This is a genomic window from Betaproteobacteria bacterium (assembly GCA_016194905.1).
Lineage (GTDB): Bacteria > Pseudomonadota > Gammaproteobacteria > Burkholderiales > JACQAP01 > JACQAP01.
Genome location: JACQAP010000015.1, coordinates 20515 through 41247 on the forward strand (window position 1 = coordinate 20515; position 20733 = coordinate 41247).

A 20733-nucleotide genomic window follows, 5' to 3' on the forward strand; every position below is an offset into this window, starting at 1 on the left:
GCTTCCGCGCGGTCCGGTTCGTCGTTCCATCCGGCCGGCGCGGATGGCGCGGTGCCGCGTCCGCGATAAGGACCCTGCAAGTCGCGACTGGATCGTTTGCGCGCAGGCCGGATTAAGCGACAATCCAACCGGAAAAACAGGCCAGGGTTGAGGGGAAGGTATGAACTTCGAAACCAAACGGCTGCCGCCAATGCCCGACATCGTCGCGCCCGACGGTTCCGACGTTCGCGTGCTGTTGAAAACGCCGCGCGGCGGAATGGCCCACTTCGAACTTGCCGGTGGCCACGCTTCGAAGGCGATCCGTCACCGCACTGTGGACGAGATCTGGTTCGTGCTGTCCGGCCGCGGAGAAATGTGGCGCAGTTGGAATGGGCGGGAGGAAGTTGTCGCGCTCGAATCCGGAGTCTGCGTCACCATTCCGGTGGGAACGCATTTCCAGTTCCGGGCTGAAGACGGCGCAGCGCTTGCGGCGGTCGGCGTGACCATGCCGCCGTGGCCGGGTCCGGAAGAGGCCGTACCGGTGCCGGGTAAATGGGGTACGACGGCGTCCTGAGGATGGATCTGCGCGCAACGGCAACTGAAAGTACTACCACGAAGGCACTGAGATTCGCGGCAGTTTGTCTCCCAACCGTCAATCCGCGATTTCGATCAATACCGGCTGATGGTCGGAGGCCTGCGTTTGCGCGTTGATTGCTACATCGCGCACTCGCTCAGCGAGATCGGCGGTCACGAAAATGAAATCGCAGCAAAAGGGTGGCTTGGCCCAACTGTCTTCGTGGACTCCGGCACTCGGCGCATGGGGAATTCCGGGATGTGCAAGTGTCCATGCATCGATGAGAGCGGGTGCAGTGCCGGCATCGAATGGCGCCGTGATGCGCCGATACTCCGGACCTTCCGGTCTGAAATTGAAGTCCCCGGTGAGAATGGCCGAAGGCGGTCGCGGCAGGGTCTGGAAGGGCTGACCGGCATCGTCCCGAACGCGAGGAGCTGATGCGTGGCTGCATGCCTCCTGATGCAGTGCGCGCAGCGCACTGACCTGCGCCATGCACTGAATCGACGAGTAATACTCCAGGTGAGTCGTTGTGACGCGCACTGGACCCCTTGGGGCCTGCACCACCACTTCGATAGCGCTGCGCTGCATGCTTTTCACCGCGGGATCCGCGGGCCAGGGCAGCAGGTGCCGGAAAATCTGGATCACGGACAATCGCGAAAAAACCAGATTGCCGAACAGGCTGCGACCGCCTTTGCCGTCATCGACATCGGTCGCAACGCCGTAATGCGCGCTGAAGCCAGGTAACGCACGCGACAATTCCGCGACCTGGTCCTCGCCGCGGCTTCCCGGCAGCCCGGGATAGTTCACCGCGACTTCCTGCAGGCATAGCAGGTCGAAGTCGGCGAACTCGCGGGCGGTGCGCGCAATGCGCGCCAGATCGACCGCGAGATCGATCCCGCGCGCCCACTGGATATTCCAGGTGATGAGTTTCATCGGATTTGCAGCGCGAGTCAGTAGCGGGCGTCGTCCGGCTTTCCGCCCTCGGGCCAATCCTCCAATTTCCTGAGGAAATCCGGCCGTGGTTGCCGGATGAAAAACGCGGCAACGTCAAACGCCTCCTGATCGCTCAGTGAGCCGCCCTGGCCGAGGGGCATGCTGGCCTTGACGAAGGCTGCGGCGGTATTGAGCCTCGCCATGCCGGCGCCGACGTTGAACGATTTCGGCCCCCACAGCGGCGGATAAACCGTTTCGCCGGAAGGGGTGTGTGTGCCTTGACCCGCGTCGCCATGGCAGAGTGCACATTTCTGCGCATAGACCCGCGCTCCGCGCTCCGGGTCCGGTGCCTGCGGGCTTTTGATGCGCAGGAATCCGCGACTGGAAACGCTTTTTCCCGTCGGCACTTCGCGCGACAGCCATTGCATGTACGCCAGGATGCCGATCATTTCCCGGCTCTCGGGAGGCAGGGGTCGGCCATTCAGGGATCGCTCGAAGCAATCGTTGATGCGGTCCTGCAATGCGTTGACTTTCGCGTTGCGGCTGCGATATTCGGGGAACACCCCCCAGATGCCCACCCACGGCGCCGCCCACGGCGTGCGTCCGCCATCGAGATGGCAACTGGTGCAGTTGAGCGCGCTGCCCGCATACGCCGGAGCGTTTGCTGGCGTATGCGCAAGGATGCGCCGCCCAAATGCGATCGCCTCCCCAACCGGTCCGTCCGGATCCGGAGCGTCACGCCATCCTGGATAGCGGTCATCTTCGGCTGCCGTGATCGGCGCGCAGATACAACACGTCACGATCGCCAGCGCGATCGTCGATGCGCGGACGCGGTGTCCTCGCTGAATCATCGTCGAATCAGCCCGCGAAGCAGTAGCTGCAGCCTTTCGATTGCGCACCATTGACCGCCAGCACGCCGGAAGGAACGACCTGCACTCCAGGCAGGACCGCCGCCAGCCAGTCCTGCTTGATGGACTCGTGTTGCAATCCCAATTGTTGCGCCAGGCGGGCGCTCTGATGGTGGATCGCGGTGTTGCACACGGCGATACGGACACCGCGTGCGACGAGTTTTTCCAGGGCAGCCTCGGGTAGCGGCATATCGCCCGGCTTGATATGGGCGAAGGGATTGCGCACAGCGGGTGATTTCGTGGCGGGGTCGCTGATTTTAAAATACTCGCCGAGTTTGTATTTCTCCCACACGCCGTCGCTGAATGCAATCGGGATCGCCGAATGCCGCAATACGACGACCACACCGAGTTCGCTTTCCGGCACGTTATATCCCTGCGCTCCGGTCATCAGGAACACGTGCGACCAGATCAACGCGAAGCCATTGTTGGGTGAGGGGGCGTCGTAGACCTGCCGGTACTGACCACGGATGCCGTCGAGCCAGGATTGGAATTCGGTACCCGCACCGGAGTCCGCGGCTTGCGCGCTCGCGATCAGATCGCCCAGGCCGATTGCGGCCGCGGTAGCCGCGATGCCGCCGAGGAAGTCGCGTCGCTGCAACAGAGATTTCGATTCCGACATTTTCGAGTCCTTTCCGTTCGAGGTGGAGTGATAACAGGTTTGCCGCAAACATTATCCGGCAAAGTCATCCTGGCCAGGGCGTGGACAAAAACAAAACCCCGCTTGCGCGGGGTTCGGAATGGGGCGTCGCTGGTTGGAATCAGACAGGAAGCAGGTCTTCGTCGTAGGCGGGTTGTCTCTGCGGCTTCGTTTCCGCAGCCTTGCGTTGTTTCTCGGCCTCTTTCCTTTTCTCTTCCTCTTCGGCCAGCTTTGCCCAGTACAGCGCTTCAAATTCAAAGCACATGGTGCACCTCCTTGGCGGAGTTGAGGGTCACAAACATTCGTGCTCTTGTTGTTGAACCCATGCTAGCGCCGCCGGTTCGCGGAATCAACCGGTTTCGTCAGCCGGGTTGCGGCGTCGCAGCAAGTTCTTCGCACGCCTTCTCCATCGCCTCGAGAATGACCTCTGGCGGCTGCGCGCCGGACAGGGCGAGGCGCTGATTGAATATGAAGAAGGGCACGCCTTCCACGCCGATGGCGCGTGCCCGCCGGTCCTGTTCTTCGATCAGCGTACGATCCGTATCGCTGGCGAGATACGCGGCCACCTCATCGCGATTCATCCCGGCCTGTTGTGCGATGTCGGCGAGCGTCTGCCTGTCGCTCAGGTCCGCGCCTTCCACAAAATAGCGGCGGAAGATCGCTTCGGCCATTTCGTTTTGTCTGCCGTGTTCGCCGGCGTAATGCATCAGCTGGTGCGCGTCGATGGTATTGGGCTGAACCTGAATGTTGTCAAACGCGAAATCGATGCCGGCGCGCTTTCCTGCCGCCGACACCCGTGCATAGATTTCCTTTGCGCGTTCCGGACCGCCGAACTTGTTCTCGAGGTATTGCTTGCGCGGCACGCCGCTGTCGGGAAGATGGGGATTGAGCTGGAACGGATGCCAGCGCACCGCAGGCGTTTCATCGGGATGCGTCGCGCGCCAGGTTTCCAGCGCGCGCTCGAGGTTGCGCTTGCCGATGAAACACCAGGGACAAACCACGTCGGAAATAACATCGATTTGAAAAGACATAGACATTTCCTTCCGGCTCCCCCTCTCCCCGGCCCTCTAAATGGGTACTCCCGGCTTCGCCTGGGTATCCCGCTAGGGGAGAGGGGGTTGAGAAGCCGCGCGATTGGTTGATACCTGCGCTCGATATTAAATTTTTCAGGTTACGCTCACAAGTTCTCTCTTCTTACGGAGAGGACCAAAGGGACGGAGCGGGAGAAGGCGTTCAATTGGTTGATTGCTGCAAATTGGTAACTCTAGTACCTGGATTAGGCCTACAAGTCCCCTCTCCCCTCGCGGGACAAGGGAACACTTGAAGCGGAGCAGAGGGCTAGGGAGAGGGGGGGGTGGGGCCTCTAATTGCACACCATTCTTTTTACCGCCAGTGCTTCGTTGCCATAGGACACGCGGCGATCGAACACGGCGTTGCAGCCGTTCATGCCGGGCGGCAGCAATGCGGTAATGCTGGCGGTGGTGCGTTCATAATTGCAGGTCAGATGAAAGTTGCGCTTGCTTTCCGGAAGCCGCCAGGAAACGCGCAGTTCGCCTCGCGTGCTTTTCACCGAGAACGGTTTGATCTTGTGGTTTTGCGAGGGCGGGCCATCGTAGATCGTCACGCCGGTCAGCCGCAGCGGCGGATCGGTGTAGGACACCGTCCAGTCGCCGGCGATGGTCGCCTGCTGATTCACTTCGATTGAATCCGGGCAGAGGACCTCGGCCTGCGCGGGTAGGGCAAGTGCCAGCAAAAGCGTTGTCGCGGTCAATCGCATGCGCGGGATACTCCTTCGTTCGCGTGTTGCTTGTATTCTAAACCGGGAACGACGGCAGCTTCGGCTCCAAGTGTTCCCTTGAGTGCTGCGCCTTAAGAGCACGGATACCCTCGCGAATACTCTACGTGCGCAGCACGTCGGAGTCCCCTTCTAGCGGGGAGTGCCCTTTTAGGAAAATCCGATCCCTTCGCACGGTCGTCAGGAAACCAGGCGAAATTGCGGGTCGACTGTTCTCACTCCGTCGCGAGTCGTCACCTTCAGCGTCGGCGCCGGACTATAGGCAGATTCGGACTCCGGCTCAGCGACCGCGGGCGCGGCGAGACGTTGCGCAACGCTGTCGTGAATCCACGAGCCCTCAAGAATCGGCCGGCGGACGCCCAGGAATCGCGTGGAGAGGCGGTCGATCCATGCGAAGAACCGGTTTTTTTTGTCGCTGCCGATCTCGGCGAATTCCTTCAGTGAGTCGCGCCGCTTCGCCCTGGGGTTGGGACGCAGGGCAGCGAGCGCGGGCGGCTCGAACTGCAAGCCGTTCGCGCTCGTGCGGTTAACCATCCAATTGAGCGCGATGTCTGAGAGCCCGGCATCGGCGTACCCGCCGCCGACGTTGGAATGCGCTCCGACGAACCACACCTGCTCGACCTTCGAGCCGGCGACGTTGACGCGGGGCGCGGCTCCTGCTGCGTCGGTCCACGGGGTCGGCAAAAAGGGCTTGCGCTGCTCGTCGATGGCAAGCGCGTGATACGCCGCTTCGACGCGTGGGCTGAGGTTCGTGTCGAGGAACCCGTAAAGCCTTGCGTCGATCGCCTTGTCGATCTTGCGCAGCGGCGGGATGAAGAACTCGTTCGGAATTCCCAGGGCGCCGACGGTATCCCATACGCCGATGAGGTGCACAACCGTATCGTTGCAGTAATCGCGCTTGAACTGCTCGGCGTCGGCACGGTTCTTTTCCTCGTAGGCGTGCTTGTACATCGCGAACGCCTTGTCGGTCACGTCCACTTTGAGATTAGCGTCCTGCTGCGTGGTGACCAGGTCGGCCACCAGCCCCGGGAGCTTCACATCCTGGACGTCCCTCCGGGCGATGCCACACCGCAGGACCATGCCGGCGAGGCTGCGCGCGGAGTAGGCGCCACGGGAAAACCCGAAGATGCAGATCCGGTCGCCGGGCTCGAAGCACTCGCGCAGGTAGCGGTACCCATCCTTGATCTGGTCGAACAGACCCCAGCCGAACGCGCCGCCACTTACTTTCTCCCCGGGGTCGGTGCCGACGCCGGGAAAATACTTGCGGATCTGGTCCGGGCGATCGGCCAGCGTATCGTACAGCTTGCGCACGTTCGTCGCGGTTTGTACCCCCTGGTCGGTCTGGCCGGGCTTATTCCAGGTGCCGTCCATGCACAGGATGATGTTGCGCGCCATATCTGCCTTCCGTTATAGATGGATCCGGGTTCCCGAGTCCGAACCCGAAGACGAAGGAAAAGCCTATCGCCTGCCATGCAGCGGCCGCGAAACAGCGGGCACACGCCTGCCGTTTCGCGGCCGCTGCATGGCAGGGTTGGGCATCATCACATGAACCTGCGACGCCTGAACGCTTTTACGTCTGAGGCAGACAACTCAAACCATTCTCCGTTCTTACGCCGATCTGCGAAGCGCTGGTGCCAGTACGCTTCTATTCCTGATGGGTCGTCCGTCTTGATTACATGAACTGTGTTGGCTTTATCAGGTAACTGCAATGCAATCTCACGTTCACGCCGTCCTATTGCATTTGACCGGCCGATTTTGAAGTGGCGTCCAGATTTGATGAGGTAGACGAAGCCAAAATCAGTTCCATCGTTTTTCTCACTCTGCGCGTCTGGCGCCTCTGGCCTGAAGGTTGTGGCTTCGTAGATTGCGACGACATCGTTGTAGCCCTTTCCACGACAGTATTCCGTTACCTTCGCGAGAATCTGCGCTTTGTTCCCAAACCGTCGAAAAGTCCTTTCACTCGGAAAATCTGGATCCGTACGACGCTTCATGATTACTTCGCCTTGCACCGGTATCCGACCAAGCTCGCGGATCAGGGATGCGTATTGCTCAAGAAGAAACTCCTCCTCGTGGGCGATATTTAATTTGTTTGGTTCGAATCCGGCCTCTCTGACAGCCTCACTCCACCGCACCCAGAATCTTCCCGCCCAGTCGGACTCCTTGATCCCAGTCTCACGCTCGAAACGCTCCCGCCCAATGGGCACGCCTCCATTGGCTTTTGCCATCCGTCGAATTTCATCAAGTATGTGTTGTCGCTTCATCGCGCACTATGATGCCCAACGAGGCTGTAGAAAAAGCCTTAAAACAACCATGATTGATGGTCCAACGAAATAATCTCGATTTTGTTGGTGCCTGACAATGTTGCCGCTGCCACGCCCGAGGATGCGTTCTGCGAGGAGATCGCAGTGCAGTCGATCGTTGATGTCGAATCTTATCGGATCGCTGTTCATATCGCGTCTAATTCTTGTGTCGATCGACTTCGAACTTTTTCTACAGCCTCAACGTTTGACATGAGCGGCCGGTGGAGGTCCGCTCGATAGGAAGGATTAGGCCACATGCTCCCTACGAGAACAAGGATGTGAGCCACTTGTATAGCGAGTTCTTACTTTGGGCGCTGAAGCCGCCGATACCGAATGCAAGAGTGAAGACGAAGAAGACCCACCAGAATGCTGTTGTCACTTCGCCTCGGAAGCCGCGGCGAGGTTCGGGCGGGTGTCGCTTTGGATCATTCTCCGCGAGGAAGTGCTCCCAGCCGATGCAGAGCGTCCCTTGGCTCCGAACCTGCGCTTCGATTCGCGACAAGTATTCTCCGAGCCAACCCAAGTGCTTCGCGATTGACCAACTTCGCAACGCACCGAAAACGACCACAACGGGAGGAATGAACCATGCAACCAGGAACGCCCCATCAAGTGGTTTCGTTGAGAGCCAGAAGAAGCCCGCGCCAACGCCGAAAATGCAATGCGTCTCGAGCGTGCCGAGTTCAGCCATCGCCACCTCAACCTCCTTTCGTAGCGTCAGATACTCCTCCTTCAAGAAATCGAAGTCAGCCATTTTTGTATGCTCCCGATGGAAGTGGAGTGAAGTTTGGAGAGAGTTTTCTGGGGCCTAACGAAGATCTGTACGTCATGATAAACATCTCCAATACTAGAAACATGCTTCTATAGTTATAAACAAGTTTCCAATAGCATAAACCTGATCCCGGCGACCCGGAACCCGCACTCATGCCTTTCTCTGTGATTTTATGGCGCGGCACTCAAGGGAACACTTGGAGCCGAAGCTGCCGTATCCTAAAAAGGTGCTCCACGCTAGAAGGGTACTCCGACGTGCTACGCACGTAGGGTATCCGCGAGGTTATCCGTGGTTCAAGTTTCGAATTGTCAGAGCGAACTCAGGAAAGCGAGCAAAGCCTCGCGTTCCGGCCCCGTGATCGGTCTTCAAGCCTCGCCGATGTCTTCATCCCAGACATCAGGATGAGCCTTGATAAACGATGTGAGCAGAGCTACGCATTCCGATGAGTCCAAATCAACAACCTTTACGCCTCGTTCGCGCAGCCAGTCGATCCCGCCGCGGAACGTCCGCGACTCGCCCACCACCACCTTACCGATCCGGAACTGAACGATGAGCCCGCTGCAATACCAGCACGGCGCCAGGGTCGTGACCATGATCGTGTCCTGGTACCTGCGCTGCCGGCCTGCCTTTCGGAAGGCATCGGTCTCGCCGTGTACCGACGGGTCGTTCTCCTGGACACGACGGTTGTGACCTCGCCCAAGCGGCACCCCATTCCGGTCGAAGAGCGCCGCTCCGATCGGAATCCCGCCTTCAGCCAGGCCAGATCTTGCTTCCTCGATAGCGACATCGAGCATTGCCGTGTAGTCAATTGCCTTGTTCATGCGTAACCTCGCCGGCGGCGGCTAACTGGATTTCGACAACATGATGGACATTTCCATCGGCACAAATGTGAGCCTGGCGACCCGCAATCCGCATTTACGCTCTTCTCCGTGTCCTCCGTGTCCTCCGTGGTTCATATTTAGAATTGTCAGAGCGAGTTCAGGAAAGCAAGCAAAGCCTCGCGCTCCGGCTTCGGCATGTGGACGAACGCGTCGCGAGAAGCTGCGGCTTCGCCGCCGTGCCACAGGATCGCTTCGGTTGGATTGCGCGCGCGGCCATCGTGCAGCAGCGACGCATTGCCGTTGACCTTGCTGCTCAGGCCGATTCCCCACAGCGGGGGCGTGCGCCAATCGCGCGGGCCGGCGAGAAAATCCGGTCTGCCGTCGGCGAGTCCTTCGCCCATGTCGTGCAACAGCAGGTCGGTGTAGGGACGAATGACCTGGTGGCCAAGCTGAGGCAGCGCGGGATAATCGCCGGTTCTTATTTCCGGCACATGGCAGACCGAGCATTGCGCCTCGGCAAACAATCGCTCGCCGCGTAGGGCGACCGGGTCGTCGATACGGCGTCGCGCAGGCACGCCCAGTGCGCGCGTGTAGAAAAGCAGTTCATTGAAAGCGCGATCGGGTTGTTCCGGCACCATGCCTGTCGGACGCTTGCGGCAGGCAGTCTGGATCTCCGGGCAGTTCTCGCGCTTGAACACGCTGGTGGTGACGCCCATGTCGTTCAGGAACGCGGACTCATTCTGCTGCTTGAGGCTGGGCTGGTTGGCTTTCCAGCCGAAGCGCCCGAGCGCCGTGGTTTGCTTTTCTTCATCCCAGACATAGTTCGGTCTGCCGTTGAAGCCGAGTTCCTGTTGCCGGCGCGCGATGTCGAGCACGGCATTCTCCGCAATGGCGTCGAGCAGCCCCGCGCCGAATATCGCTGGCGCGATGCGCACCGACGTCATGACATCCGCGCCGATCGGTCCGAAAGCCAGATTCGTGAAACCCAGCTTCGGGGTGCGCAGGGTCACGCTGGATCCGTCGGCCAGTCGCTCCTCGCGCTCGCTCCAGGCGATCACGGCGTCACCCTCGGGGAGCACCCGGCCGAGCTCGCCCTGGTCCTGCAGTTGATCGCCGTAATTCGGATGCGGCCGCGGCCCGCCGTGCTCGTTTTCGCCGGGGACCGAGAACCGAACCACCATCGATGCGAGCGTTTCCCTCTCGGAATCCGGCGCGTGGCCACGCCCGTTGCCGGCATGGCAGTCCGTGCAGACTTCTCCATTAGATGTTGGTCCGCGTCCCCATTTGCCGCCGATCACGGCCAGAACCACCCAGCGCTGGTGGAATTCCTGCCGGCCGTTGGCGAAGAGTTCGAGTTGGGCCGCGTCCAGTCCCGGCGCTGGCAGCGAATAAGCGAGTGCCGATTCATCGGACACGGTGAAGTCGCCGCCCGACAACGTCGTCAATTGCAGTTGGCCCGCGAAGGCGAGCACTGCGCTGGCGGCAAGCGATGCGACAAGAACAGGAAGGGAACGAGGGAGCAACGTCTTGATACCTCTTCACACGGAAGAATACTTTCTACTGCCAGTAGTGGAAGAAGGCAAGTCACCCCAGCCGCGACTGCGTGTTGGCATGCTCGCGAGCGAGGCCAAGGCTGCGGGACTGCATACCCCTCAAGCCATCGAGCGCGTGTTGCGCGAGGTGGTGCGCGCCTCGCTCTGGCGCCGCTTACCATACCCGTAGTTTGAACTGAACTACCAGCGCTCCGTCGAGCCGGTCCCGAATCGTGGGAATTATGCTCAGGTTCACGCCAAGATATCTGCCCTCGACCGCGAGCACCGGCAGAGGGGCGACGAACCATCCTCCGTCACGGTAGTTCGGATACCCGTCGAAGGCGCCGATCGCGATGCCGGCACTCAATCCGAGACTTGCAACCTGCCAGTGCAGTGGCCGCCACTCGTAGCCGCCATAGTGCGTGCGCTCCCGATTGCTGTTGATATAGCTGCCGCCGATCAGGGCGTGGTCCGGCGCAAGCGCGACTTCGAGGCTCAAACCCAGGTTGTCGTTGCGCAGGTTTTTGGAGCGGTCGAAGTGCAGAGAGTAAATGCCGGGGCTGATCCAGACCTGCGGCGAGAATGCTTGTGGCGCGTCATCCGCCTGTGAGCCAACCGGAACGAGGGCGGCGAATAACAGGACGCAAGCACACCAGAGATTGCAAGTACAACCGGGAGCGAACCGGGAGGATACAAGCATATTATTGTTTTTCCCGCTTCGTGCGCATGGAGCGGATATGTTAGCGTATGGGACCCGGATACATGCGCCCGGTTTTCAATGAAAAAATATTTTGAAAGATTTCACGCCAGCGTCGCGAACCCGTAGATCGCGAAACCGACGAGTACGGCACCGGAAAACCGATTGATCCAGATCAGCACGGGTGGCCGGAACAGGGCCGCGGACTTCGAAACCAGCGTCGTCAGGATCACCCACCACAGCATCGATCCGGCGAATACGCCGGCGGCGAAGGTGACCGACTGTGCAGTCGAGGCGATCGACGCCACGGAAGCGAAGATGCCGGCAAAGAACAGGATCGTCGGCGGATTGGCCATGGTGAGGCCGTAGGCGGTGAAAAATGCGCGACCGCCGGAACCGGTGGGGCTCGTGCGGCCATCAGGCTGCGGCGTGGCCAGGGCAATGCGCACGCCGAGCATGACCAGCAGCACCGATCCGACGAGCTTGATCCAGAAGGTGCTGGCCAGCAGTGCCGAAGACACCGCCGTGACGCCGAACGCGGCGATCGCGGCATAAGTCAGGTCGGCCGCCGCCACACCCGTGCCGAACACCAGTCCGGCGCCTTGTCCATGATCCAGCGTGCGATGAATGCACAGCAGGCTCATCGGACCGACCGGGGCCGCGACTGCCAGGCCGATACTCAGGGATTTCCAGAAGAGCCATGCATCCATTTTTTAATTGGCGGCGCTCGACCCCGGCCACCAACGGCAACCTGGCGCGGTGCCGCGGTGCACGGTTTGTTGACCAGGGCCTGCCCGACCTTACTTCTTGAGCTGCACGCCTAGCGGCAACTGGAACAGCAACTTGTCCGGTTTGCGGTCGGGTTCATAGCGCAGGAAGCGCATCGCATATTCGTATTCGGGGGATTTCACCGCGATCTGCAGGGGCGTGTCGTTCGTCTTCAGGAACAGCGTGACTTCGCGGTCATCGATTTGGAGCCGCAATACCTTGCATCTGAAGCCGTCGACGTCCTGGGCAGGCAGCTCTTTTGCGTCGCTTTCGTGGAAATATTCCAGCTCGTGCCCGAATTCGAGTTCGCGCAATTTCTGGGATGCCTCCGACGCAAACAGCGGGAAGTGGATTTTGTAGTTCGGCCCTGGATCGACCGCAAGCTGCGCCTGGTTGGTATTGCGATCGACAATCCAGATGTCGGGTTCGGCCACGATGATCAGGCCATGCACTTTGGTCTGCGGATTCGGCGCATCCTCGAAGCGAAGATAGTCCCTGCCGATGCGCCAGACTTTCTTCGACTGCGCATCGAAACTGTCCGCGGCAATCTGCTTGCCGGCGAGCTGGTATTCGACATAGAGCATCCTGTCGTCGGCGGCTTGCGCGGCGAACGGCGGAAGCAGGAAAAATAGTGCGGCGAGGAATCGTGACATGACGGGAATGTGCTTTCGAAAATGTTGGAGGGAAGTCTACAACGGATCGCCCGACGATATCCGCTACGGTTTGTCGTGCCTCGGAGACAGGGTGGGCTGCTGCAGGCCCGCCTGCTCCTCGGGAAGATCGCCGGGCAACAGCGGGCGCTCCGGCAGGGTATAGGTGACCTCGCGCGTTTCGCCCTCGCGGAACACGGACATCTTCAGCGTGCTGCCGACCTTGAGCGCGCGCATGATGGGTGCGATCTTTTCCGCATCCGTCGTAAGTACGCCGTTGATGGCGGTGACGATATCTCCGCCGAGCAGCAGCGAGATGGTGCCGAGCGTGAATTCGACTTCCCCGCCGTGCACGCCGGCGGTTTCGGCGGGGCTGCCCGGTTCGACGACTTCGATCAGCAGCCCGTCGGTCAGCGGAAGCTTCAGTATCTTGCGCAGGTCCGCTCCGATCATGGTGCCGTGGAATCCCACCCACGGCCGGATCATGCGCCCGTCCCTGATCAGGGCGGGCACGACGGCCTTCACCAGGTTGATCGGAATCGCGAAGCCGATGTTCTGTGCATCGGGCACGATCGCGGTGTTCATGCCGATGACTTCGCCGCACATGTTCAGCAGGGGTCCGCCGGAATTGCCGGGATTGATCGGCGTATCGGTCTGGATCAAAGGTTCGCTCAACGACAGTGGCGTCTCCGGCAGGATGCGGTTGACCCCGCTGACTATGCCGCGGGTCACCGTCTGGTCGAGACCGAGCGGATTGCCGATGGCGATGACGTTTTCCCCGACGCGCAGGTGTTCCGAGTCGCCGAGTGCCACCGTGGCGAGCTTGCTCTTGTCCGGCTTCGGAATCTGCAGTACCGCGATGTCGTAGATCGGATCGGCGCCGAGCAGGCGTGCAGGAACCACGGTGCCGTCGTCCAGCGTCACGTAGAGGGTCTGGCGGCCGAACGCCACATGGGAGTTGGTGATGATCAGGCCCTTGGAATCGTAAATGAAGCCGGAGCCGATGATGCGGGTGACGCGACCCTGGACTTTGTAGGGATTGATGCTCTGCGCGGAAATCATCACCACGGCCGGCGAAACCCGTTCGAACAGCGTCGGGATATCGCCGGAACAACCGGGGCGGGCGGCATGGGCGCAGCCACCCAGCGCAATCATCATCAGTGCCGTCCAGAGGCCGGCGACGCGTGCGGTGAAAATCGTCATCGTGGTTGCGTTGAGGCGGGCAGGATTTTTTCGGTCAGGTGGCGGCTGTCAGGCGGTTGGTCGAAGGCTGCAGCGACAGCCTGCTCTCAAACGCGGAAAGGCGCAGCCGGTTGACCGGATCGGCGCCGAAGGTGTACCAGTCCGCCGTCATACCGGCTCACGCTGATCATCTGGCAGCTAAAGCTCGATCGGCCAGTTGATGCCCGCAGTGACGCCGCCGTCGACGCGCAGCGTCTGCCCGGTGACGAATGCGGAAGCCGGCGAGGCCAGATAGATCGCCGCGCCGACCAGATCCTTGACGTCACCCAGTTTGCCGAGCGGCGTGTTGGTCTTCGCCCAGGCGGACATTTTTTCCTGCGCCCACATTTTCTGCGAAAGCGCGGTCGGGAAAAACCCCGGCGCGATCGAATTCACGCGCACGCCGTGTTTTCCCCATTCGTTGGCGAGCGCGCGCGTCATCATCAGCACGCCGGCCTTGCTCATCGCATAAGGCGTGACCCCGGCCAGCGGCGCATAGGTGTTCAGCGAATCGACATTGATGACGGCGCCGGACTTGCGCTCGATCATGTGGCGGCCGACGGCCTGTGCCACCAGAAAGGCGCCGCGCAGGTTGATGTTCACGATCCAGTCGTATTCTTCGATCGCGTAGTCCTCGGCCTTCATGCGCTTGTTCACGCCGGCCACGCTCACCAGCGTGTCGATGTGGCCGAACTGGCCGATGACGTTCTTGACCAGCTTCGCGACGTCGCCCGGTTTGGCGACGTCACAGACTTCGAACGCGACCGGATGCCTGCCTTTGGAAATCTCGCCGGCGGTGCGGGCGAGGGTTTCGGCCTCGCGTCCCGCAATCACGACTTTGGCATCGCGTTCGGCGAATCCCTCCGCCAATGCGCGACCGATGCCACGGCTGGCGCCCGCCACCAGCACGACTTGGTCCGCCACCGAAAACAACTTATCCTGCATTTTTTCTCCCTTATGTAAACCTCAACGCAGAGGCGCAGAGGACGCGAAGGACACAGAGAAAGACAAAAAGTAGTCAACAAAAGCACTTCAAAAATGTGTCAGCGCCACGAGTCTGGCCGATATATGTGCTTATTACATCCTCTATTCTTTGATTTCCTCTGCGATCTCTGCGTCCTCTGCGCCTCTGCGTTGGGTGTTGAATTACGCAGTATTTAGAGTGAAATTGCGGCGAAGCGGACGCCGTCCGCGTCCAGCGCCTGCCTGATGCGCTTTGCGAACTCCACTGCGTTCGGCTCGTCGCCGTGAATGCACAAAGTATCGGGCTGCACCGGAACGTCGCCGCCCTGTTGGCTGCGGACGCGGCCTTCGCCGACGATGCGTCTGACTTGTGCGATGGCGGTTTCCACGTCGTGGATCATCGCGTCCGGTTGCGTGCGCGGCGTCAGGCTGCCGTCGGCCTGATAGGTGCGGTCGGCAAAAACCTCGTTTGCGGTCTTCAATCCGGCTTGTGCGCCGGCGCGTATCAACTCGCTCCCAGCCAGTCCGAACAACACAAGTCCCGCGTCGAAATCCCTGACTGCTTGCGCGATTGCCTGAGCGAGTTTTCCGTCCTTTGCCGCCATGTTGTAGAGCGCGCCGTGCGGTTTCACGTGCGCCAGTTTGCCCCCGCAGGCGGTGGCGAAGCCCGCCAGTGCGCCGATCTGATACAGCACCATGTCATAGGCTTCTTCGGCTGACACGTTCATGCGGCGCCGTCCGAAACCCTGCAGATCCGGCAACGACGGATGCGCCCCGACCGCGACGCCTTTATCGAGCGCCAGTTTGACCGTCCGATGGATGGTACCGGGGTCGCCGGCGTGGAAACCGCAGGCGATGTTGGCGGAAGTCACGTGATCCAGCAGCGCGGCATCGTCGCCCATCTTCCAGGCGCCGAGGGCTTCGCCCATGTCGCAATTCAGGTCTAATGTTTTCATTCGGTCAGGTGTTTTTCCACCGCTTCGCGGATGGTGATGATTTCCTGTTCGCGCTTCAACCACAACGCCTGCGCCTGCGCCAGCGACACCAGCTCGAAACGCAGCCGGTCGCCGGGACGCAATTGCGCCAGCAGGTGAAGATCGACCGCCGCCACTTCGGCGACCTTCGGATAGCCGCCGACGGTCTGCCGGTCCGCCATCAGCACGATCGGCTTGCCCGAAGGCGGAATCTGGATTGTGCCAAAGGTTACGGCTTCCGACAGGATTTCTCCGGCGCCGCCGGCAACAACGTCTGCGCCGCCCGCGACAACGCCCGGGCCCTCGAGACGGCAACCCATCCGGTTCGAGTCGGAGGCGATGCGAAATTCATGTGCGGTCAGTGCGTCTCGCGCCGTATTCGGAAATGCATCCCAGTGGCGGCCGGCCAGGATGCGCACGATCTGTGGAGAACGCCCGAGCTTTTCGATGTGCTGGTTGACCGCCCATTTCGGGGCGGCGAAGCTTCGTTTCGAGATGGCGAGTTCCCGCGCCAGTCCGGGGTAGGAAGAGGATTTCTCGTTGCCAAGCGGCAGTACGTCGCCCTGTCGCAGCGCGCGGCCATCCAGTCCGCCGATGCGCGCGCTGTCATAGGTACTGCGGCTGCCCATCACCACGGGCACATCGAACCCGCCGTGGATCGCGAGATAGGCGCGGCAGCCGGCAACGCTGTTGCCGAAGTCGAGCACCGAGCCTGCCCGCACGCGCACGGCTTTTCCTTCGGGCGCGATGACGCCATCGATGGTCGGAGAAAGGTCCGCGCCGCACAACGCGATCAGCGCATCGCGTTCGAAACGCAGGCGCGGGCCGCGCAGCGTGATCTCGAGCGTGGCTTCGTCGGTTTTATTGTCGGCGAGGATGTTGGCGATGCGATGCGAAAAAAAATCCATTGCGCCCGATACCGGTACGCCGAGGTGCTGGAAACCGTATCGACCGCCATCCTGCAGCGTGCTCAGCATGCCGGGCTTGAGGACGGCGATACTCATGCAGCGGCCCGCGATCGCGCCTCGAATTCCTGCACGCTGATCGGCACGAAGCGCACGGTATCGCCCGCATTGAGCAGGCTCGGCGGCACGGCGTCGGGTTTGAACAACTGCAGCGGTGTGCGGCCGATGATCCGCCAGCCGCCCGGTGTGTCCAGGGGATAGACGCCGGTCTGCGTGCCGCCGATCGCCACGCTTCCGGCCGGTACATGCGGCCGCGGCGTATCCCGCCGCGGCGTGGCAAGCCGCGCGTCCAGTCCGCCGAGATAGGCGAACCCGGGTACGAAGCCGAGCATGTGAACGTGATAAGCGGCGCCGCTGTGAATCGCGATGACTGCTTCGACCGACAGATTGCAGCTCTCCGCAAGGGCTTCCAGATCCTCGCCAAAGGCGCCGCCGTAGCAGACGGGAATCTCGATCAGGCGGCCGGCCGGCGGCGTCGCAGCGGTTTGTGTCTTCAGCCAGGACTCGATGGTCTCGACCAGTGCCTCATAGGGCCCCGCGCCGGTGCCGACCGCCGCCGCATCGTAGTGCAGCGCCAGCGTCGAGTAGGCGGGAACAATATCGAGCACCCCGATGGGAAGGGATTCGCGCAGCCGTTGCGCCACGCCGGCGATTTCCGCGCTCAGGGCGGGATCGACGCGATCGCCGAATTCGACGATCAGTGCCTGATCGCCCATCGGAAAAAAGCGGGGAGCGGGCAGCATGGCGGGAATGCGGCGTAACCCGGAAAATCAGCGTGGGACGGCGCGTGCCAGATGAATGCCGCGCGCTGCTTCGATGCGCGGAACGGTTGCGCGCCTGAGCATTTCTTCGTACATCGTCAGCGGATCCATATCGAAGACCGCCCTCGCGTCGAAACGCAGCACGTACCAGCCGCCTCGCGCGATTTCGTCTTCGAGCTGACCGGCCGCCCACCCCGAAAATCCAGTGAAGAAGCGCTGCTCCCCGGCGTTCTCCGGATGCTTCAATAGTTCCGCGAGGACTTCGCTGAAACCGCTGAGGTAGATATCGTCGGCGACGAACAGGCCTTTCGACGGTTTCCGGGGCGACCGGAAGGCAAACAGCAGCGCATCGGGCTCCACCGGTCCGCCGAGGAATACAAGATCGCGCCGGCCGGCGATTTCCGCGCGGCCCGGATACAGCGATCGCAACTCGACGGTGCTCGGGCGGTTGAGAATGACGCCGACCGGACCACCATCATCCGGGCGCACCGCCAGCACGACGGTCTGGGCAAAGTTGGCGTCGAGCATGCCGCGCTTCGCGACCAGCAGAAAGGCGTGCCCGGTTTCGACTTGCGCACGCGGGCTCCCCGCCGCAAGCACCAGCGTCGCGGCGAACAGGATCGGGGTGAGGATAGGCCCGCGCATCGGCATAGTTTGACACCGTCTGCCGGTGCATGGGAGGGGGCTACTTCAGGATCGACTGGTACACCAGGTTACGCAACTGGATGCGATAGGTCTGGCGCCGCAACGGCTCTTGTGTCATCAGCACCGGAACCAGCTGTTCTTCGGGATCGATCCAGAAGTAGGTGCCGGCATAACCGGCCCAATAGTAATCGCCGGGCGAACCGGGCCATTCGGATTGGCCGCGATCGATCCGCGTGGCGAAGCCCAGACCGAAGCCGTAACCCGGGCCGGGCAGAAAGGCCGGGCCCTTGTCGATCTGCGGATTGACGTGGTTCGAACTCATGTACTCGACGGTCCGCGGGCCGAGGATGCGCGAACCTTCGAGTTCGCCACCGTTGGCCAGCATCTGCGCGAAGCGCAGGTAATCGCCGGCGGTGGAGACCAGGCCGTGCCCGCCGGCAAAAAACGTCTGCGGCTTGCTGAAATCGATGAGTTCAGGGGTCTTGCCGGTGTAAACGTCAGGCATCGGCTGCGCGATCCGGTCCTGCTTTTCGGGCGGAACCTGGAAAGCCGTGTCGACCATTTTCAGCGGTTCGAAAATGCGTTCCGCGAGGAATACATCCAGGGTCTGTCCGGAAACGACTTCGACCACGCGGCCGAGCACGTCGGTGGAGTGGCTGTACTCCCAGGTGCTTCCGGGCTGGGATTGCAGAGGCAGTTTGGCGAGTGCCTTGACGAAATCCGCCAGCACCCATTTCTGCGAGAAGATGCCGGCGTCGTTGTACATCTTCTTCACGGCGTTGGGCGTGCCCAGTACGCCGTAAGTCAGACCGGAAGTGTGGCGCAGCAGGTCCTGCACGGTGATCTGCCGTTTCGCATCCACCAGCTTGAGCGATGCCTTGCCGTCGGCGTCGGTCGACTCGACGCCGACTTTCATTTCCCTGAAGTCGGGAATGTATTTCGACACCGGCTCCTGCAGGCCGAGCCTGCCTTCCTCGACCAGCATCATCGCGGCGACGCTGACGACCGGTTTGGTCATCGAGTAAAGCCGGAAGATCGAGTCGTCGCGCATCGGGATTTTCTTTTCCCGGTCTTGCCAGCCGAAACTCTTCGCATACGCCAGATGTCCATCACGCGCGATCAACACGACCGCGCCGGGCAGCTCGCCGGAGTCCACCGCTTTCTGCATGGCGGCGTCGAGCCGGCCGAGCCGCTCCGGGGACATGCCGACTTCTTCCGGACTGGCTTCCGGCAAAGGCGCGGCCTGCACGAGCACGGCGGCGCCGGCCAGCATGAGAAAACAGATGCGACGGATCAGGGATTGCATGGGCATCCTCCGGAATTTTGGGGGGAGCCGCCTGGCGGCGGCGCGTTTTCGGTTTGTGACGTCCATCTTAGCGCAGGTTGATCCTGCGCCATGCTCCGGAGCGCCAGCGCAGGTAGATCAGGCTGCCGAGCACGCAGCAGTAAACCAGAGCGACGGCCCAGCCGCCGATGGCGCCGTAGCCGAACTGGGGCAGGAAATTCACCCAGCCCTGGCCTTGCGCGAAGGTGAACATGTGGGTGAACGGCACGAAGCCGAACCAGGATAAGAAAATGATCGCCAGCGTCGGCACGCGCATGTCGCCGGCGCCGCGCAGGCAGAACCCCGCGCCAAGATTCAGGCCGTCGAAAATCTGGTAGCCGGCGGCAAACCACAACAACGTGCGTCCGAGCGAGATCACCGCGCCGGCATGCGGATCGGAGGCATTCACGAACAGTGGAATCAGCCAGGGTCCGATGACGGCGAGGAACACGGTGACGAAACCCATGTAGCCGACAGCCAGCTTGATGGTGGCGTTGCCGACTTTGCTGGCCCAGTCCTTGTCGCCCGCGCCGATGGATTGGCCCACCAGCGTGGTGCCGGCGAGCGCGAAGCCCATCGTCGGCAGGTAGGCAATCGACGTCAGCATCATCACGATCTGGGTCGAAGCGCCGCCGATTGCGCCGGCGGCAACCTGCATGGCCTGGAAGGCCGCCAGTCCGGCGACATCGATCGCCGGAAACAGGCCCATCGGGAATCCGACACGGAACAGCCGGCCGAGTTCGGCACGGCTCTCGCGCCAGGTTTTTCGGGAATCGAATTCGGCATCGATGGCGCGACGGGTGATCAATGCGATGGACACCAGCAGCTCGATACCCATCGCCGCCGTCGTCGCCCAGCCGCTGCCGGCCACGCCCCAGTCGAAATCGAATATGAAGATCTGATTGAGCACGGCATTCAGCACGGCAACGAAAGTCATCAGTGCAAGCGTGATGCGGGTGCGGCCGATGCCGTTGAAAAAGCCGGTGGTTCCCCAGATGCCCACCGCGAAGGCGCCGCCGAGCAGCCGCGGGAACCAGTATTCGGCTGCGAGTTGCGCCACGTGGGGATCGAGCTTGAGCCAGCCGATGAGGCCCGGACCGAGAAGGGCGACGATCACGAACGCCGGCGCCACCAGCAGCATGCCGCGTATTCCGGCCCATGCCGCGCGTGAGGCCGAGCGGTTGTCTCCGGCGCCGAACGCCTGCGCCGCCAGCGTTTGTACTGCCAGGCCGGGACCACCGAAGAAGAGGATGGCAACGATCACGAACCAGTACGATGCGCCGACCGCCGCGGTGGCGTCGGTCGACAGGCGGCCGATGAACCAGGTGTCGGTGAGGTTCAGCAAAGCCTGGATGCCGCTGTTGATGAACAGCGGCAAGGCCAGCGCGATGACCGCGTGCAGATCGACGCGCCTGCGCCCGCGGGTGTCCGAGCTCACGGCCGGCAGGCGGCTGATAGGTCGGGCTTGCGCCGTGGTGTTCATTGACAGGGGCATCGGGGCGGCTACACTTGCACGA

At 61.7% G+C, this 20733-nt stretch carries 24 protein-coding genes; 2 read left to right on the forward strand and 22 right to left on the reverse strand.

Annotated features, from left to right (window positions below):
* The first annotated feature begins 160 nt into the window (after positions 1 to 160).
* A complete protein-coding gene (locus HY067_09330; GenBank protein ID MBI3528158.1) occupies positions 161 to 553 on the forward strand; it encodes a cupin domain-containing protein in 393 nt (130 codons plus the stop codon).
* 78 nt (positions 554 to 631) lie between these two features.
* Here the strand turns inward: HY067_09330 and HY067_09335 are convergent, their stop codons facing one another.
* The 11 genes from HY067_09335 to HY067_09385 all read right to left on the reverse strand — a co-directional run bounded on the left by HY067_09335 (position 632) and on the right by HY067_09385 (position 10161).
* On the reverse strand, positions 632 to 1486 hold the full coding sequence (locus tag HY067_09335) for an endonuclease/exonuclease/phosphatase family protein (GenBank protein MBI3528159.1): 855 nt from the start codon (positions 1484 to 1486) through the stop codon (positions 632 to 634).
* 17 nt (positions 1487 to 1503) lie between these two features.
* Positions 1504 to 2337: a c-type cytochrome gene (locus tag HY067_09340; protein ID MBI3528160.1), complete on the reverse strand. Its 834-nt coding sequence runs from the start codon at positions 2335 to 2337 to the stop codon at positions 1504 to 1506.
* A gap of 7 nt (positions 2338 to 2344) precedes the next feature.
* A complete protein-coding gene (locus tag HY067_09345) occupies positions 2345 to 3013 on the reverse strand; it encodes a twin-arginine translocation signal domain-containing protein (protein MBI3528161.1) in 669 nt (222 codons plus the stop codon).
* A gap of 139 nt (positions 3014 to 3152) precedes the next feature.
* A complete protein-coding gene (locus HY067_09350; protein MBI3528162.1) occupies positions 3153 to 3296 on the reverse strand; it encodes a hypothetical protein in 144 nt (47 codons plus the stop codon).
* Positions 3297 to 3393: 97 nt separating this feature from the next.
* Positions 3394 to 4068 (reverse strand): DsbA family oxidoreductase, encoded by a 675-nt coding sequence (locus tag HY067_09355; GenBank protein ID MBI3528163.1) that lies wholly within the window; start codon positions 4066 to 4068, stop codon positions 3394 to 3396.
* A 326-nt stretch (positions 4069 to 4394) separates the two neighbouring features.
* Entirely contained in the window at positions 4395 to 4808 is a 414-nt protein-coding gene (locus tag HY067_09360; GenBank protein MBI3528164.1) for a hypothetical protein, read from the reverse strand.
* A gap of 198 nt (positions 4809 to 5006) precedes the next feature.
* Positions 5007 to 6221 (reverse strand): DUF2235 domain-containing protein, encoded by a 1215-nt coding sequence (locus HY067_09365; GenBank protein MBI3528165.1) that lies wholly within the window; start codon positions 6219 to 6221, stop codon positions 5007 to 5009.
* Between the two features lie 146 nt (positions 6222 to 6367).
* Positions 6368 to 7051: a GIY-YIG nuclease family protein gene (locus HY067_09370; protein MBI3528166.1), complete on the reverse strand. Its 684-nt coding sequence runs from the start codon at positions 7049 to 7051 to the stop codon at positions 6368 to 6370.
* A 337-nt stretch (positions 7052 to 7388) separates the two neighbouring features.
* A complete protein-coding gene (locus HY067_09375) occupies positions 7389 to 7877 on the reverse strand; it encodes a hypothetical protein (protein MBI3528167.1) in 489 nt (162 codons plus the stop codon).
* A gap of 383 nt (positions 7878 to 8260) precedes the next feature.
* Entirely contained in the window at positions 8261 to 8716 is a 456-nt protein-coding gene (locus tag HY067_09380; protein MBI3528168.1) for a nucleoside deaminase, read from the reverse strand.
* Between the two features lie 146 nt (positions 8717 to 8862).
* On the reverse strand, positions 8863 to 10161 hold the full coding sequence (locus tag HY067_09385) for a thiol oxidoreductase (protein ID MBI3528169.1): 1299 nt from the start codon (positions 10159 to 10161) through the stop codon (positions 8863 to 8865).
* Positions 10162 to 10243: 82 nt separating this feature from the next.
* Here HY067_09385 and HY067_09390 point away from each other — a divergent pair, with 82 nt between their 5' ends.
* Positions 10244 to 10438, forward strand: coding sequence for a hypothetical protein (locus HY067_09390; protein MBI3528170.1), 195 nt, complete (start codon positions 10244 to 10246; stop codon positions 10436 to 10438).
* Here HY067_09390 and HY067_09395 read toward each other — a convergent pair.
* From HY067_09395 to HY067_09445, 11 genes are all read right to left on the reverse strand, one after another.
* A complete protein-coding gene (locus HY067_09395; protein MBI3528171.1) occupies positions 10424 to 10948 on the reverse strand; it encodes a hypothetical protein in 525 nt (174 codons plus the stop codon). The two genes, HY067_09390 and HY067_09395, sit on opposite strands and share 15 nt — an antisense overlap.
* A gap of 101 nt (positions 10949 to 11049) precedes the next feature.
* Positions 11050 to 11655, reverse strand: coding sequence for a LysE family transporter (locus tag HY067_09400; GenBank protein MBI3528172.1), 606 nt, complete (start codon positions 11653 to 11655; stop codon positions 11050 to 11052).
* A 90-nt stretch (positions 11656 to 11745) separates the two neighbouring features.
* Positions 11746 to 12366: a hypothetical protein gene (locus HY067_09405; protein ID MBI3528173.1), complete on the reverse strand. Its 621-nt coding sequence runs from the start codon at positions 12364 to 12366 to the stop codon at positions 11746 to 11748.
* Between the two features lie 63 nt (positions 12367 to 12429).
* Positions 12430 to 13566 (reverse strand): trypsin-like peptidase domain-containing protein, encoded by a 1137-nt coding sequence (locus HY067_09410; protein MBI3528174.1) that lies wholly within the window; start codon positions 13564 to 13566, stop codon positions 12430 to 12432.
* A 177-nt stretch (positions 13567 to 13743) separates the two neighbouring features.
* Entirely contained in the window at positions 13744 to 14529 is a 786-nt protein-coding gene (locus tag HY067_09415; protein ID MBI3528175.1) for a glucose 1-dehydrogenase, read from the reverse strand.
* A 212-nt stretch (positions 14530 to 14741) separates the two neighbouring features.
* Entirely contained in the window at positions 14742 to 15503 is a 762-nt protein-coding gene (locus HY067_09420; protein MBI3528176.1) for a LamB/YcsF family protein, read from the reverse strand.
* Positions 15500 to 16525 (reverse strand): biotin-dependent carboxyltransferase family protein, encoded by a 1026-nt coding sequence (locus tag HY067_09425; protein MBI3528177.1) that lies wholly within the window; start codon positions 16523 to 16525, stop codon positions 15500 to 15502. The genes HY067_09420 and HY067_09425 overlap by 4 nt, the downstream gene beginning before the upstream one ends.
* Positions 16522 to 17229, reverse strand: a complete 708-nt coding sequence (pxpB, locus tag HY067_09430; protein ID MBI3528178.1) for a 5-oxoprolinase subunit PxpB — start codon at positions 17227 to 17229, stop codon at positions 16522 to 16524. Before pxpB ends, HY067_09425 begins: the two co-directional genes overlap by 4 nt.
* 27 nt (positions 17230 to 17256) lie before the next feature.
* Complete coding sequence (locus HY067_09435; protein ID MBI3528179.1) at positions 17257 to 17892, reverse strand: YqgE/AlgH family protein; 636 nt, start codon at positions 17890 to 17892, stop codon at positions 17257 to 17259.
* Positions 17893 to 17932: 40 nt separating this feature from the next.
* A complete protein-coding gene (locus HY067_09440) occupies positions 17933 to 19198 on the reverse strand; it encodes a beta-lactamase family protein (GenBank protein MBI3528180.1) in 1266 nt (421 codons plus the stop codon).
* A 67-nt stretch (positions 19199 to 19265) separates the two neighbouring features.
* Positions 19266 to 20699 (reverse strand): MATE family efflux transporter, encoded by a 1434-nt coding sequence (locus HY067_09445; protein MBI3528181.1) that lies wholly within the window; start codon positions 20697 to 20699, stop codon positions 19266 to 19268.
* Positions 20700 to 20733 lie beyond the last annotated feature (34 nt).

Excerpts from the sequence above, each read along its gene's own strand:
- pxpB (MBI3528178.1), bottom strand. The coding sequence starts at position 17,229 with ATGCTGCCCGCTCCCCGCTTTTTTCCGATGGGCGATCAGGCACTGATC.
- HY067_09425 (MBI3528177.1), bottom strand. The coding sequence starts at position 16,525 with ATGAGTATCGCCGTCCTCAAGCCCGGCATGCTGAGCACGCTGCAGGAT.
- HY067_09350 (MBI3528162.1), bottom strand. The coding sequence starts at position 3,296 with ATGTGCTTTGAATTTGAAGCGCTGTACTGGGCAAAGCTGGCCGAAGAG.
- HY067_09370 (MBI3528166.1), bottom strand. The coding sequence starts at position 7,051 with ATGGCAAAAGCCAATGGAGGCGTGCCCATTGGGCGGGAGCGTTTCGAG.
- HY067_09445 (MBI3528181.1), bottom strand. The coding sequence starts at position 20,699 with ATGAACACCACGGCGCAAGCCCGACCTATCAGCCGCCTGCCGGCCGTG.
- HY067_09330 (MBI3528158.1), top strand. The coding sequence starts at position 161 with ATGAACTTCGAAACCAAACGGCTGCCGCCAATGCCCGACATCGTCGCG.
- HY067_09335 (MBI3528159.1), bottom strand. The coding sequence starts at position 1,486 with ATGAAACTCATCACCTGGAATATCCAGTGGGCGCGCGGGATCGATCTC.
- HY067_09380 (MBI3528168.1), bottom strand. The coding sequence starts at position 8,716 with ATGAACAAGGCAATTGACTACACGGCAATGCTCGATGTCGCTATCGAG.
- HY067_09420 (MBI3528176.1), bottom strand. The coding sequence starts at position 15,503 with ATGAAAACATTAGACCTGAATTGCGACATGGGCGAAGCCCTCGGCGCC.
- HY067_09395 (MBI3528171.1), bottom strand. The coding sequence starts at position 10,948 with ATGCTTGTATCCTCCCGGTTCGCTCCCGGTTGTACTTGCAATCTCTGG.
- HY067_09435 (MBI3528179.1), bottom strand. The coding sequence starts at position 17,892 with ATGCGCGGGCCTATCCTCACCCCGATCCTGTTCGCCGCGACGCTGGTG.
- HY067_09360 (MBI3528164.1), bottom strand. The coding sequence starts at position 4,808 with ATGCGATTGACCGCGACAACGCTTTTGCTGGCACTTGCCCTACCCGCG.
- HY067_09440 (MBI3528180.1), bottom strand. The coding sequence starts at position 19,198 with ATGCAATCCCTGATCCGTCGCATCTGTTTTCTCATGCTGGCCGGCGCC.
- HY067_09355 (MBI3528163.1), bottom strand. The coding sequence starts at position 4,068 with ATGTCTATGTCTTTTCAAATCGATGTTATTTCCGACGTGGTTTGTCCC.
- HY067_09345 (MBI3528161.1), bottom strand. The coding sequence starts at position 3,013 with ATGTCGGAATCGAAATCTCTGTTGCAGCGACGCGACTTCCTCGGCGGC.
- HY067_09365 (MBI3528165.1), bottom strand. The coding sequence starts at position 6,221 with ATGGCGCGCAACATCATCCTGTGCATGGACGGCACCTGGAATAAGCCC.
- HY067_09340 (MBI3528160.1), bottom strand. The coding sequence starts at position 2,337 with ATGATTCAGCGAGGACACCGCGTCCGCGCATCGACGATCGCGCTGGCG.
- HY067_09410 (MBI3528174.1), bottom strand. The coding sequence starts at position 13,566 with ATGACGATTTTCACCGCACGCGTCGCCGGCCTCTGGACGGCACTGATG.
- HY067_09400 (MBI3528172.1), bottom strand. The coding sequence starts at position 11,655 with ATGGATGCATGGCTCTTCTGGAAATCCCTGAGTATCGGCCTGGCAGTC.
- HY067_09375 (MBI3528167.1), bottom strand. The coding sequence starts at position 7,877 with ATGGCTGACTTCGATTTCTTGAAGGAGGAGTATCTGACGCTACGAAAG.
- HY067_09415 (MBI3528175.1), bottom strand. The coding sequence starts at position 14,529 with ATGCAGGATAAGTTGTTTTCGGTGGCGGACCAAGTCGTGCTGGTGGCG.
- HY067_09405 (MBI3528173.1), bottom strand. The coding sequence starts at position 12,366 with ATGTCACGATTCCTCGCCGCACTATTTTTCCTGCTTCCGCCGTTCGCC.